The sequence below is a fragment of the Methylomonas sp. HYX-M1 genome (assembly GCF_040741385.1).
GTDB classification, from domain to species: Bacteria; Pseudomonadota; Gammaproteobacteria; order Methylococcales; family Methylomonadaceae; genus Methylomonas; species Methylomonas rhizoryzae.
Genome location: NZ_CP160406.1, coordinates 19757 through 33774, shown reverse-complemented (window position 1 = coordinate 33774; position 14018 = coordinate 19757). Strand labels below are relative to the sequence as shown.

Sequence of the window (14018 nt, the reverse complement as noted above, 5' to 3'; positions counted from 1 at the left end):
GCAATACAACTAACTATTACATTCCCAAACCACAAAACCGTCGATGACATCCTTCGTTGATCGATGACGCTTGGCGTTGATCAGCGACATCAGTGATTCATTCAGAATTGTTAAGGCTTCCGCTTCGAAAAGGAATATTGGGTCCTCGGGGGATGCAATCGGGACCATCATCATGGTTTAGTCATCGGCTCATAGCCATGCGCTGGGTGCCCGCTTTATAGGGCCTCCTATTTACAGCGAACACACACTAACTCCCGCCAGTCAGTGGTATACCGTTGAGACATCCGCTCTGCTTTGGGTTTCCAGGTTTGATCGATGCGGGCCGTGGCCATGGCAATGCCTTTAGGAAATCGCTGATTGATGTGATCGACCGTTTTCATTAAGGCTCGGTTTTCTGTTGGTAAATCCGTGTCGGCAAAGTCGAACAACTGAGTTTGTCCCGGCGCGGTATCCGACTGAATCTGACTAAGTTGCACCCCGCATTTGTAATACCCGTAGCCAGGCTGGTAAATGGCACTGAGCAAGCGATTCACGACCGCCAGGATCACCCGAGTATCCTGACTGGGTTGATCCAGCCTGGCACTCGCACTGCGCTGGTATTGCGGTTCGCGCTCGGCAAAGCCATTGGTCCGAATGAAAATCGTCACGCTGCCGGCTACCGACTGTTGTTGCCTGAGTTTCTCGGTGGCCCGACTGGTGAACTCGGCCAGCGCGGCGGATAACTCATGGTAGTGGGTTAAGCGGCGGCTGAAACTGCGCGAACAGACGATTTGCTGTTTATTCGGAGCCACTTCTTCCAGGTCCAAGCAGGCAATACCGTTCAATTCCATCACCGTCCGGGCCACCACCACACTGAATTGCTGCTGGATTTTCGCCGGCGGTTGGCAGGCCAACTCCCAGACGGTCTTGATTCCGAGTTGGTCCAGTTTGCGCGAGAGTTGCGGGCCAATCCCCCAGACCTCGTTGACCGGTACGATACGCATTAGCTTTTCCCTGCGCAACGGGTCCGATACATCCAATACACCGTGAGTTTTGGGCCATTTCTTGGCGGCGAAGTTGGCCAGTTTAGCCAAGGTCTTGGTCGGCCCCATGCCGACACAGACTGGAATGCCGGTCGCGCGGAACACCACTTTCTTGATGCGCTGTCCGTAAGCAATCGGGTCGGATTGACATGGATAGACGCCGGTCAAATCAAGAAACGCTTCGTCAATTGAATAAATTTCCATGCAGGGGCTAAAGGCCTCCATGGTCGCCATGACCCTGGCTGACATGTCCGCGTAGTACGAATAATTTGATGAAAAAATTTGGATGTTGTGCTGCTCAACCAGATGGCGGATCTGAAACAGTGGCACGCCCATTTTAATGGTTCCCAACGCTTTCACTTCGGCACTTCTGGCCACCACACAGCCATCGTTGTTACTCAAGACAATCACCGGTTTGCCGTTCAGATCAGGTCGGAATACCCTTTCACATGAAACGTAAAAATTGTTGGCATCAACCAAGGCTATGCGCTTTTCCGCTGGCGACATGCTGGCTATACGGGATGAATGACATTGGTCACCACTCCCCAAACCACCAGCTCCAAATCGTCGCTGAGCATGATGTCCGGGTAATCCGGATTTTCTGCTTTTAGCGTCCATTGTTCGTTTTCACACGTCAGACGCTTAACCGTCAGCTCGCCGTTGAGTGCGCAAATCACGATTTTACCTGCGACCGGCTCCAGGGAGCGGTCGACGACCAAGATGTCGTTGGGGTGAATGCCGGCCCCGAGCATCGATTCGCCTTGTGCTCTCACAAAGTACGTCGCGGCGGGTCTTTGGATCAGCAATTCATTTAAGTCCAGGTTCTTTTCAATGTGGTCTGCAGCAGGCGAGGGGAAACCCGCAGAGACTTTGCCGGCGAACAAAGGCAGCCGAAGTCGTTGTAACCAGTGAGGTGGTTTGGAAACTGCCACGCGATCGGCCAATATCATTACATCATCGACGACATTACGTTTGAAAGGCAGTACAGGCATGGCATGGCACGACAGTTGGCTGATGAACGGGTGGCATAGCCTACCATTGAAAAGGTTAATGTTCTATATTTGTTCTTTGTGGCGGTCTTGCGCTACGCCCGGCTATTCGGGTTTAATGCGCTCAAGCAATTAGCGCGAGGCAGGGCTATGTGTGGCCGCTACAGTTTAACGACAACGCCGGACCTCATCATTGAGCATTTTCAGTTGCTGCGCCAGGTAAAGTTTCAGGCTAGTTATAACATTCCGCCTGGGCAAAAGATTCTTTGCATCGTTGAATTGGAAGACCAGTCGCGTAAAGCGGTCAATCTACACTGGGGATTGGTGCCGTCCTGGTCTAAAGATGCCAAGAACAGCGCTTATCTAATCAATGCCCGCGCAGAAACCGTGCGTGAGAAACCTTCGTTTCGATCTGCTTTTAAACAGCGCCACTGCCTGATACCCGCCGACGGATTTTTTGAGTGGCAAAAACAGGAAACCGGTAAACAGGCTTTCCACATTCATAGAGAGGATGGTCAGTTATTCGCCTTCGCGGGATTGTGGGAGCAATGGCCGCACGAGGCCGAAACGCTGTACTCCTGTACGATCATCACGACCGCCGCCACTGACCTGATGCAACCGATACACGCGCGGATGCCGGTGATTATTCCACCAGAGCATTATCACCATTGGCTCGACAAAGCCACCGGCGAAGACGACGCATGGGCGCTGCTGGAAAATCAGGCCTATTCGCAGATGACCGCTACACCCGTCAGTGACTGGGTGAATAGTCCTTTGCACAATGATGCGCGCTGCGTTGAAGCCATGCCGATTCGGCATTAACCAGACCAAGGACGCTATTCGCCGAGCAAGCCGTTTAGGTTCCTGGCCAATACTATCGGGCATAGCCATAATAAAAACTCAGAAAAACGATTGAAAATTTTAGCGGCTAAAATACAACATCCATCATCTAACTGTATTTCTTCTCGCCAGCAGTTTTCACCGACTGATGGCTGCAAGCTATAACCTAAATAATTGCAACCGCGTTGCGCGACGCTAGTTTCTGGCGCTGTTGCAGCTCTAGGCGCTGAACATTATCTTGATGCTGTCTCGTTTCAATTCGTTCACGCTGATCGGACACAATTTTATTCACGACATTTGTTATCTGGCGTTCAACACCTTCCCAACCCAATACGCTTTTCGTCGCAAGATCGTTGAAATCCGTAAAGGACTTCATTTTCGAGATTGCTTCTTTTTGAGCATCGGATAAGCCATCCCCCTTTGCCAATGCCGGCGTAACAGAGAAGTGGCCCCATTGGTTTGAACAGTAAATCGATGATTTAAAGTGAAATCCCTGCCATGGTTTAGGCGGCCAACTTGAGGGTTGGCACCCCATCGTTATACGCCTGATGAGGCGTTTTTCGTTTCAAACTGGAATGCGGTCGTTCGTGGTTGTACCACTCGAAATAATCCAGGATTGAAGCGCGGGCTTGGCCGACGGAATCGTAGGCATGCAGGTAAACCCGCTCGTATTTGACCGATCGCCATAGGCGCTCAACAAAGACATTATCCCGCCAAGCACCCCGACCGTCCATACTGAGCAGACAGCCCTGACCTTTCACGGCATCGACAAACGCCTTGGCGGTAAACTGGCTGCCTTGGTCAGTGTTGACGATATCCGGCTTGCCGTAGCGCTTGAAAGCCTGTTCCAGCACGTCCACCGCATGACAGGCTTCCAGCGTAATCGCCACCTTGGCGGCCAGGACTTTGCGAGTGGCCCAGTCGACGACCGCCGTTAAATACGCGAATCCTTTGGCCAGCGGGATGTAGGTGGTATCCAGCGCCCAGACCTGATTGGCACGGTTGATGGTCATGCCCCGCAGCAAGTAGGGATAGATTTCATGCCCCGGCGTCTTCTTGCTGGTATTGGGTTTGCAGTACACGGCTTCGATGCCCATTTTCGCCATCAAGGTTTTCACATGCTTGCGGCCAATCGGGATGCCTTGCCGATTCAGCTGATCCCGTAACTGGCGAGCGCCCATGAATGGGTGTTTCAGGTGCAGTGCGTCGAGTCGGCGCATGATGTCAAATTCGCGCTCCGGAACCGGCTTGGGCAGGTAGTACACACTGCCGCGACTGATGCCTAATAGCTTGGCCTGCCGACCAATCGGCAATTTGGATTGACGGTCGATCATCGCTTTGCGCTCAGCAATCCCGCCTTGGTGAGCGCGCCTTCTAAAAAATCGTTCTCCAATGTCAGTTGACCGATTTTCGCGTGTAGGGCTTGCAGATCGACGGGGGCGATTCCGGCTCCGCGGGCTTCCCAAACACCTCGGCGGCCCGCTCGCTCAGCTGCTTCTTCCAATCGACAATCTGATTTTGATGAACCTCGAATTCCTGGGTCAATTGCCCCAAGGTTTTATCGCCCGCCAAGGCCGCCAGGGCGACTTTGGCTTTGAAGGCCGGTGAATGTTTTCTTCGCGGTTTTTTAGACATCTTCTGCTCCATTGCTTTGTCCTTACGGACGTTCAAAAGTAGCAGGTCTTTCACTTAATCGGTTGTTCAATTTTTCGGCACCACCTCTCAGGATCAAGATCTATGGGGTACGCTTGTTCTCCAGGAGCGAAAATCGGAAACAGCGCGACACCGCCTACTGCTGTGGCCGCCGCCTCAGCTTTTTCCTTACCCGGATTGCGGCCCTCGGTCAGTTCTTGATGCAAATCATTGTCCCCAGCAATGATGATTGGCTTATCAGGAAACTGGACGCGCAATAGCTTTGCAACGTGCGGCAAATTGCCAGAATCGAACGCAGCAACCGTTGGATACCCGAGTGACTGGGATAACGTATCAGCCGTAGCATACCCCTCACCTATCACTATGGCCGGCGCTCTCGCCAACGCTTCCACGCCATTATTGCCACCGACAACATGAAACATGTCTTGCTTAGCACCGCCAGCAGCAAAGCGCTTCATGCCGTTTTCCTGGATAGATTGCACTGATCGAATTACGCCGCTTACATCTTGCGCCGACAAGAGTAAATCACCAGCGGTGAACACCAGTTTATCCGGGTGCGAGTCCCGCAACTCCTTCGACTCCTTCCATGTTTTACCAATCATTACAGCCGAATCGGGGGGCAACATTGTTGAATCGGTCGGCACCATTCGAAGATCACCTGGCCGGGCTTCTTTCGATTGCAAATATTTATGATCGGCAGATGCAGGCGGAGCGATAGCAAGTAGCTGTCTTATAGAGGCCGCTACGGCATCCTGTTTAGCTTTTAGCTCGTTTTCTCTTGCTTGCAACTTAGACGCGCTTTGAGCTTGCAATTCCGCCTTTTCTCCATCGCTAAGCGAATATCCCTTTGACTTCCATTTCTGGGCTTCGCCGGTACGATTATTCTGAGCAAAACCGGCAGGATGACCATCCAGGTGAGCAACATAAAATCCTGCTTTCTCGCCAGCCTTATCACCAACCGTTTCAAGCCTATGTCGCTGTCCATCCATAACAGGATGGTTTCCAGAAAGCACAAACCCCATATCCTTAAGTAGCGATGAAAATTCTTCGCGCGGGGTCATTGCCGGTTCTTGCTGCGGTTTAGTGTTATCAGGCAACCATCGTTGCAACTTATCCATATTGGCATTTTGACCGACATACCACGATTTAGCGCCGGCATCCCACTTAGCACCGGCTTCTTTCGCGGCTTTTCTCTCCGAATAAGGAACAGCAAGGTATAACTTATCGGAGGCGGTTGGTTTACCCACCTCCGAATTAACAACCGACGTTACTTTTACTTCTCCAGCCTCCGACGGCAACCATTTAGAAAACGCCGATTGATCAACACCAGCAGGAATGAACCAGGATGTATGTTGCCTATCCCATTTGGCACCCAATACTTTAGCTTCCTCTTTCTCGCGGAAAGGCACAGCAATAAAGGTCTTATCATTTCCTGTGTTTTGTTGGTCTGGCCGCACACTATCACCACCTTGGCCCGACAAGCTGGCGACCGATTGTTTCTGCTCAAATTCAGAAACTTTATTCTGGAAGTCTGAGCTGTTTACCGTAGCCAACAGATCGGCGGACTTCCTCTTCTCCCGAGCGGCAGCTATGTCCTCATCAGAGCTATTCGGGTCGTTTTTGACAGCTTGCTCTTCTAATCTGGCGACTTCCGCCGCCTTTTGATACTCTTCGAATGTCGCACTTGATAATTGACTTAGGTCGCGCGGCAAAGCATCAAATTCCCTTTTCATAGCCGGCGTGATAGCTGGACCAACACCATTATCGGCTTGCCATTTCCGCCAGTATTCTTCCAACACTTTTATGGCGTCACGAAACTCATCGCTATTTTCACCACCGTATCGATGTTCTAGCTCAACGTTTAACCATAGTGCATCGATCGCTTTATCGACTTGCCCACCTTGGATCAAATCAATCGCACGTCGAACATTTCCATTACCTTGCTCTTGAGCGTAGTTACCACGCCATTCAGGAATGACCTCTTGCGCGTACTCAATATTCCGCACAGATTCTTCTAAAAGACGTTCAGTTGAATTAACAACAGGTACGCGCATAACGCCTCCTTCAAATTGAGTGGTTTCCGGTTTGGCAGATTCCGATAACGCTACCGTTTTGATATACCCACGCTCGAAATAGTCAGCAATATCTTGATGTGTGACTCCGGTTTCGGACTGGGCCGATGTATCGGCTACGATTGCTTTCTTGCTGTCGCTATCGATAACAACCTTACCGTCCGCCATTAACGTAATTCTCGAAATACCAAAACCATTCGGTTTGCCATCTGGACCATTGAGCTCTGGGAACAGATCGAGCAAATTACGCCTATCCAACTCAACACCTTCTTTGGATAGGGCAATTGCCGGCGAAGAAACTTGTTGTGTTTGATTCTGGACTAGCCTATCGGCCATTGTCTGGAACGCCTGAGCCAACCCCTTGCGCTCAAAGTAAGCATTGGTCACGCTAATATCATCTGGCGCAATGCCGAAAATAGGGGAAAGAGTTTCAATAGCGGTGTCAAAAAACCGCTCAGGTATATTGCCGACCACATTCTGAATTGAATTGAGCCCTTCTTTGCGTAATGCCACATCCAGGCTCTCGCCTTCATAGTCCTGGTAATGATCGAACGTCCATTCTTCGGACCTTTGCAATACCGTCGCAATATCAACAGCCAGTGGTCCATCAAAAACTCCGACAGCTTTCGCCGTTTTTTCAACAGACGCAACCTCGTTAATATCTGCTTTTACGTTATCCTTATACCACTGCCGCAAAGGCGCAGAATTTGGTTCAGCGTCACTATGCGAGTGATCAAGCAAACGACCGGCAACCTTTGTTCGCCATGACTGATGTGCTTCCGTATCATCGAGCGGCGGAATTCCAAGACTCGCTTGAACCTGTCTAACGAAATATATTGCCGCCGTTAATGGATCGCGCTGTTCTTGAAGAGCGAGATTCGTAATGGGGTCAAGGCGGGATTCGAGGCTAGTGGAGATTTGCATGTCGGTTAGCCCGTCAAACACCATCCTCTCAATGTCAGCAGTCAATCCTAAACGGTCTGCAAGCTCGCGGGAACGGTCGATAGATTCGCCAACAGGGCCAAGAGCAGATACATCCGCTCTTGGCAACACATCGATGTTTACCGAAGGCGATGATAGCCGTGCCTCAACCGTATCCCGCCATTCAGAAAAGGCCTGTGCTACATCGAGCGGCGGAATTCCAAGACTCGCACGAACCTGCCGAACAAACGGCACTAATCCCTGGTCGGCAATAGGCGTTAAACGATCCTCTAGGTCTTGAGCAATCTGACTGGCCGTTAAGCCATTGAAGGCCAATCGCTCAATATCGGCTGTAATGCCTACTTGGTCAGACAATAGCCTTGTTACCGCGATGGCTTGGCCTACCGGTCCCAACGCCGATAAATCTGCACGTGGTAATGACTGCGGTAATACCGATGCAATATCAACAGCCAGCACGGTTGATAACCCATCAAGAGCTACTTGCACATTCTCTTGCTCTTGCTCTTGAAAGTACTTTTGTTCTAAGCCCAACACAAAACCCTGAATTTTTTCCGCATCAGATGCCGCCCGGAAAATCTCCATTGGATCATCCCGCAAAGCCTTAATCCACGAGCCAACATAAGCCGCATGTTGAACAGGATCATGACCAATACCAAGCTCTTCACCCAAGATCATACTGGCAATTTCCGCCCTTAACTCCTCCTTGGCGTAAGCCTCGCTTCCGAATGGATGTGCAATGTCCCGGTTCAACCGGTCTTCGTGTCCAGTCCAGTGCCCCAACTCATGCAACGCGGTCGCATAGTAATTCTCTGCGGTTGGAAACTGGCCTTTTTCCGGCAAGTGAATGCTATCAGTAGACGGTCTATAAAACGCACGGCTACCACCGTTATGATTTATATCGGCACCTGACGCCGCTAATATATTTTCTGCGCGTTCAATGGGGTCCCAAGTTACCTCTTTCTTTTCAAGCGGCGGCAAACCATCGATCTGTTCAGCATTAAACACCGTTGCAAAGAAAACCCGTGGACGTTCCAACTTTACGACCACCTTCACCGGATTGCCTTCTTCGTCTAAAACCGGATTGCCGTTATCATCCCGCTTTGTTTGCTCATCGGTAAATTTCCAATATTGAACACCAGTCCCCTTCTCTCCTTTTCGGACTTGCCCACCAAGCTCACCAGCTTGCTTATAGGTCATCCACCGATTATCGTTCCTATCCTCCGACAATAAATGGAGAGTGTTGATACCTTTATATCGATTGCCGGTAACAGGGTTATATGGGAGAAATCCACCTGCTTCGTCCGGGTTCCACGGCCTTTGCCACGGCGCTGTACCTTGCTCAAGTTGCTCGATTAGCTTTTCTGCAACTGTTTCGTGAAATGGTTTCTTCGTTTTATCCATTGAAATAACCTCTTGGTTAGCAAGGTGATTAAAAACAGCCGGCGCCTGCGCATGTGGTTCGGTAACGCTGTTCGGTTCTGATGGAATTGGCGCAATGCCCTGATCGGTCTGATCTGGTTGTGAAGACTGTTCAGGTTGTAATAGATTAACTGCGGTTTCTAAGGCCTTAATCGCATCGCTTCGTGTCTCAAGATCGGTGATTAGAGTTAAAGCGTCATTGTTAGGAATAACAAACCACTTACCTGAAACAATCTCGCTATCAATGATCCCTCCCTTCTCAGGATCAAGACTGGCAATCAATCCACCCGGTTGTGATTCTGTCCAACCTTCAGGCAATGACTCCACTTCGATCTTATGCGTGTTTTCACTTGCGGCAACAACTGTGTCCAACTTACTCGATGTTGGATTGAATGTAGCGGACTCTTGAACGGCCTCGTTTTCCTCCTGATCGCTATCTTTATCATTTTTTCCAATTAAATCGACAACGGGCTTTGATGAAGTAATGCGCTCGAACACACCGAGGCCATTTTCACCGGTTGGTATAAACACCCGGTCGGCCCAGTTGATGCGCTCAATAAAAGCACCCTGCTCTTTCAATACCCGTTTTTCGGCATCGGTCAGATAGCCACGGCCCTTAAGCTCGATACGATCCTCATAATTGACCTTGGCAGTTGCGATTTCCCAACCGTTGGAAAGGATGGCCTTACTGCCTTTTGTGATGGCAGCAAACAAATCACTTGCCGTCATATTTGAAAGGCCAGAATCTAGCCCCAGGTTTTTGAGTGTTTGCTTGGCCGACTTAGGCCCCAACATTCGGCCAAGTAATTGTTCACCGTCGTCTGTTTGTAATCGTTGAATGGTTTCGGCACCTTCGACACGATCCCAGATTGGCAAAATCACACCGACAAGCATGCGTTCGGTTTTTGTTTCGGTTTTCGGCGCATTCGCAAGCTGCTCATTCCAAAGCCTTTCCGCTTCCTTTTCATCAATCGCCCGAGTCAAAGTAACCCGCTGATAAGAGCCATTAACTGATCGATAGTCAAACCCGCGACTGATAACGTCGGCATTGTCGATATATCGGTAATCGTGCTTCTTGATTGTATGCACGATACCGCGACGGACTGATTTACCATCGGAATCAAGCCGGTCGCCAATGTCGCCAAGATAAAACACTTCCCCTTTGTTTTTGCCGAACTCTGATACAAACCATCCACTTAGATCGCCTTCTTTTAAGTTATCCTTGCGAAACTTTTTAGTCTCTTCCCACTTGTGATAATGAACCTCGTTAGTCACGGCCAACTCGACATATCGAGTTTGAGCACCTGTTTTTTTATCTTCGTAAGCGACATCATCCCGTGTTTTCTGGATGCTTAAGGCCGTCATAGTCTGTAGGCCAACATCATACAAACCACGTTGCTTGGCATAATCCACGGCTTCCACAAGTCTCTTTTCGAACTCGCCAAAAACTTGGTTTTGCATATCGGTTTTCAGCGACAGTAGGCGATTCAAGAACTGCGGTATAGCCGGCAGATTGCTCTCATTCAATGAAGCATTTTCATCAAGCAGATTAAGCCCCATCTGCTTGGTAACGTCGTGGAACTTAAGGCTTGTGGTCCCACGATACAGATCACGAAAAAAGTTATTCAGCGCGGTCGATGCATATTGGCTTTCAAGATTGTCAGAAGCAGTAAACATACCCTGGCTAGTGGCCTCTCTCTGCCCGCGAGTAAGCGCTCCGAGTTGGTCAAGCCGACGAGCGATTGAAGATACAAATCGTTTTTGTGCCTTTAAGTTAGTGGTAGGTAATACATAATGGGGCTCTTGGGCTTGATTGGTTCGATGAGTTCGCCCAAACCCCTGAACGGCGGCATCGGCTCGCCAACCAGGTTGTAAGATGTAATGAATCCGTTTACGTTGATTCTCCGCAGTGTTGTCAGCATGAAAGCTATAACCGGTCCCACCGGCACCCGAGAATATGAGAATGTCCTTTTTGTCGGCTTGAAACGTCTCAGCGTCGGCCCGAGAAGAGTTCTTGCCGCGCTTTTCTTCGAAAACTCGTAGATTACCTTCATCATCGCGAGATTGAACAAAGCGTCGTCCACGGCCAGTAACCTCGGCAACTCTTTCTGAACCAAAGGCATTGATGATCGAATCCAATGGATTTTCAGGAACACGAATTTGATGCAATGTTTCTAATAAAGAGTCGCGTAATGCAATGGCCTCTCGGTCAAATACCTGATTCCCTTCCGAGTCACGTACTGGAACGTAGGTTATGTTGCCGTTATCGTCTTTCGTTTCCTCATAAGCAGCAACCGGGAAGCCGTTTCTGACGTAATCCATAAGCATTTGCCGAGGCGTAAAATCCAATTCTTCCAAAGGAGCATCATTGGCTGTAGCGTCGGCGATAATCCTTTCCTGTGCAGCTTCGTTTGTATTGACCAACTGAATCACAGCCGCATGTCCAGCATCTAACTGGTCGCGAATATGGTCTATCACTGCCGGCGTTTGCATCGCCGTGACAATTTGATTGAAGAATCGTTGATGTGCGCCCCAGAACTGAGACATAGCGGCGCTTTTACCCGGACCGCTCTTGCCTGCTTGAGTGAGTTCAAGAGCCTGCTCAACATTATTTAAAACGACTTGCCAAGCACCGGCCAGTTCGTTGTAAATATCTTCCTGTAAGTCAGATAGTGGATGTTCCAAGCGCTCATAAGAGACACCATCGTAGGACAACGACCGGGCCAAATACATGCCCATTGCTTTCATGTCCCGGCTGATCAATTCCATTGATGCGATTCCGCCTTTCGATACCCCATTGATAAAGGCATTGGTATCGGCAAACGGGGTTCCCTCACCCCATAAGCCAAGACGATCCGCGTAGCTAAGATTGCTTATCTCGGTAGCGCCGGTAGCTGATACATAGGTGACACGTGCATTAGGTAATTCGCGTTGCAAGTTAATGCCGGCTATCGCTTGTTGCGAAGGCTTCTTGACGCCTCGTTTTCCCTTAATCGCAATGGCATTGCCCATGCTATGGGCTTCGTCGAATGCGATAACACCATCGAAATCCTTACCTAACCAGTCTATGATTTGTTTAGCGCGAGACTTACCGCCCTTTTGTCCCAAATCATTCGCCTGCTTTTTCTCGCCACCACGTAGCGTCGAGTAAGTAGTGAATAAAATACCTTCCTCTTGCGTTATTTCGTTCCCGGCCTTGGTCTTACCTTGAAAAAATATCTTTGTCGGGTCGCCGCCAACACCCGCAAAATCCCTTTTAGCATCTTCTATCAAGCCTTCATTGAATGAAACCCAAACGGCCTTGGTGCGACCTTGCAGCATGTTATCCAAAATGATGCCGGATATTTCCCTACCCTTACCAACGCCAGTACCATCACCAATGAAAAAGCCCTTCCTCGAACCATTCGGCAAAATTTCCGAATGCGCTTGCCCTGCATAGACAACAGCCTCAATCTGAGCAATCGAAAGTAAGCCATTTTCGATGACACTCTTTGGCAATAGAGGAGCGTAAGACGGTGCAGGTGGTTGAACAGCGGACATTGCCGCTGATTGCACCAATTTGCCTGGATGTGGTTTAGAGCCCTGTACTGTAAGACGCTGTGGGGCGTAGTTCGCAAAGACAGAATCGGTAAACTCAGTAGCTAGATCATCCTTAGCTTCTACTGCAACGCTTGCGGCACTGTTGCTTGTAGTGAGGCTACTAGTTCCTCTAGTATCTCCGCCGCCGCTTCCTCCAGCGTTTCCGATAACTCTATCTCGAACTCCACTCCCGGCTCCGATTCCGTCATTAGGGACATGGCTATCTTCGGTTGAGCCGCTAACTTCGCTATCAATAAGAGCGGATCCGGAATCGGTCCCGTTTCCAGCAGATTCCGCTCTAACGCTGTCCGCACTAATGCTAATGCCGCTAACTCCGTTTCCGGATTGAATGGTATCTGATATTGGCGGAGTATTTGGGCGGCTTGCCTGTTTATCGGGTGTTGATTGAATATGTTGACGGTCATTTCTTATACCCTCCAATAATGCTGGTAAATCGGCCACCGAATCTACTTTGCCGGTCAATATCGGCTGCGTCGTGACCCCGTTTTTGTCGATTACTAAAATTTGATTGTCGAATGTGGTTCCGTATTTAGCATATTCTCGCCCGGAAATGCCTATATTGGCCCTTACATTGTATTTGGCTTGTATATCCTTCCACCATGAAGCAAAGGCAGGCTTATCCGCGGCCATTCCGTTCCCAACAATCGCCACCAATCGCCCACCTTGCTCTAGGCGCTTTAATGCCTGTTCGAGATGTCTTGCGCCATTAGTTGTGTCCCGCTGCCCTTGTATACGACCAGCAGACGAACTAAATGGTGGATTCATTACAACCACTGTCGGCTTAAACTCGATAGGTAGAACGTTATCCAACTGCTCAGCATTCTCTTTAAATATTGTCGCCTCGGGAAACAAGGCACCCAATAGAGCTTGTCTACGAGGGGACAATTCATTCAGAATCAGTGTGGCCCCAACCATCTTCGACCATATGGCCAAGTCTCCTGTACCAGCAGACGGCTCGGCCATAACATCATCCTTTTTGACATTCGCAACCCAATTAGCGACAAAAGAGAGCGCGGGCGGTGTGCTGAACTGCTGGAATTCCTCCATTTCTTCATCACGTCGCGTCTGAGTAGGCAATCGTTGAATCCGATTTGTTAAGTCAACGACCTTTAGCTTGGCTTCGTCGGCATTCAATGCTGTCCAAGTCGCGTCTTCGGTCCCGAGCAAGTGGATGTTAAAAGCGGCCTCTAAGGCATCATAAGCATCCTTAGATAAATAATCGCCACCGGCCTGGGTTCCACCAAACGCACGATTCGCTTCCTCGGTTAATATCTTTGATGTAATACCGCCTTCTTCACTCAAGCGTTGCGCCAATCTTAATGCGAGTAAATGCCGAGCATCGTTCGGGGATGAGTCCAGGCTTTCCTTAACCGCCACCACCGGTTTGTCAACCGGCGTTGGCTCGGGAACAAGCCAATCTTCAAAAAAATTGAAAAAATCAAGTTGTCCTTGATTAGAAATAGGTGTCTTCGCCATTGGTC

Annotated in this window: 5 protein-coding genes and 1 pseudogene; 1 reads left to right on the top strand and 5 read right to left on the bottom strand. The window is 49.7% G+C overall.

Annotated elements, in window-relative coordinates; all coding sequences use genetic code 11:
• Window positions 1-227: 227 nt before the first annotated feature.
• Together AB0A83_RS20535 and AB0A83_RS20530 are read right to left on the bottom strand one after the other, a co-directional pair.
• The gene (locus AB0A83_RS20535; RefSeq protein WP_319962703.1) at window positions 228-1529 is read right to left on the bottom strand and encodes a Y-family DNA polymerase; all 1302 of its coding nucleotides are present in this window, start codon (window positions 1527-1529) and stop codon (window positions 228-230) included.
• Window positions 1530-1534: 5 nt separating this feature from the next.
• Window positions 1535-2014, bottom strand: a complete 480-nt coding sequence (locus tag AB0A83_RS20530) for a LexA family protein (RefSeq protein ID WP_367156213.1) — start codon at window positions 2012-2014, stop codon at window positions 1535-1537.
• Between the two features lie 147 nt (window positions 2015-2161).
• On the opposite strand from AB0A83_RS20530, the gene AB0A83_RS20525 reads away from it, so the two are divergent.
• Window positions 2162-2833: an SOS response-associated peptidase gene (locus AB0A83_RS20525; RefSeq protein WP_319962704.1), complete on the top strand. Its 672-nt coding sequence runs from the start codon at window positions 2162-2164 to the stop codon at window positions 2831-2833.
• 184 nt (window positions 2834-3017) lie between these two features.
• Here AB0A83_RS20525 and AB0A83_RS20520 read toward each other — a convergent pair whose 3' ends face one another.
• The 3 genes and pseudogenes from AB0A83_RS20520 to AB0A83_RS20510 form a co-directional block, all read right to left on the bottom strand.
• Window positions 3018-3386 (bottom strand): hypothetical protein, encoded by a 369-nt coding sequence (locus tag AB0A83_RS20520; protein WP_367156212.1) that lies wholly within the window; start codon window positions 3384-3386, stop codon window positions 3018-3020.
• Window positions 3355-4486, bottom strand: a pseudogene (locus tag AB0A83_RS20515) (IS3 family transposase). Before AB0A83_RS20515 ends, AB0A83_RS20520 begins: the two are co-directional and overlap by 32 nt.
• A gap of 50 nt (window positions 4487-4536) precedes the next feature.
• Window positions 4537-14013, bottom strand: a complete 9477-nt coding sequence (locus AB0A83_RS20510) for a strawberry notch-like NTP hydrolase domain-containing protein (RefSeq protein ID WP_367156211.1) — start codon at window positions 14011-14013, stop codon at window positions 4537-4539.
• Window positions 14014-14018: the final 5 nt, after the last annotated feature.

Bases quoted from the DNA above. Each gene is read 5' to 3' on its own strand.
- AB0A83_RS20535 (WP_319962703.1), bottom strand. From the start codon at position 1,529: ATGTCGCCAGCGGAAAAGCGCATAGCCTTGGTTGATGCCAACAATTTT.
- AB0A83_RS20530 (WP_367156213.1), bottom strand. From the start codon at position 2,014: ATGCCTGTACTGCCTTTCAAACGTAATGTCGTCGATGATGTAATGATA.
- AB0A83_RS20510 (WP_367156211.1), bottom strand. From the start codon at position 14,013: ATGGCGAAGACACCTATTTCTAATCAAGGACAACTTGATTTTTTCAAT.
- AB0A83_RS20520 (WP_367156212.1), bottom strand. From the start codon at position 3,386: ATGGGGTGCCAACCCTCAAGTTGGCCGCCTAAACCATGGCAGGGATTT.
- AB0A83_RS20525 (WP_319962704.1), top strand. From the start codon at position 2,162: ATGTGTGGCCGCTACAGTTTAACGACAACGCCGGACCTCATCATTGAG.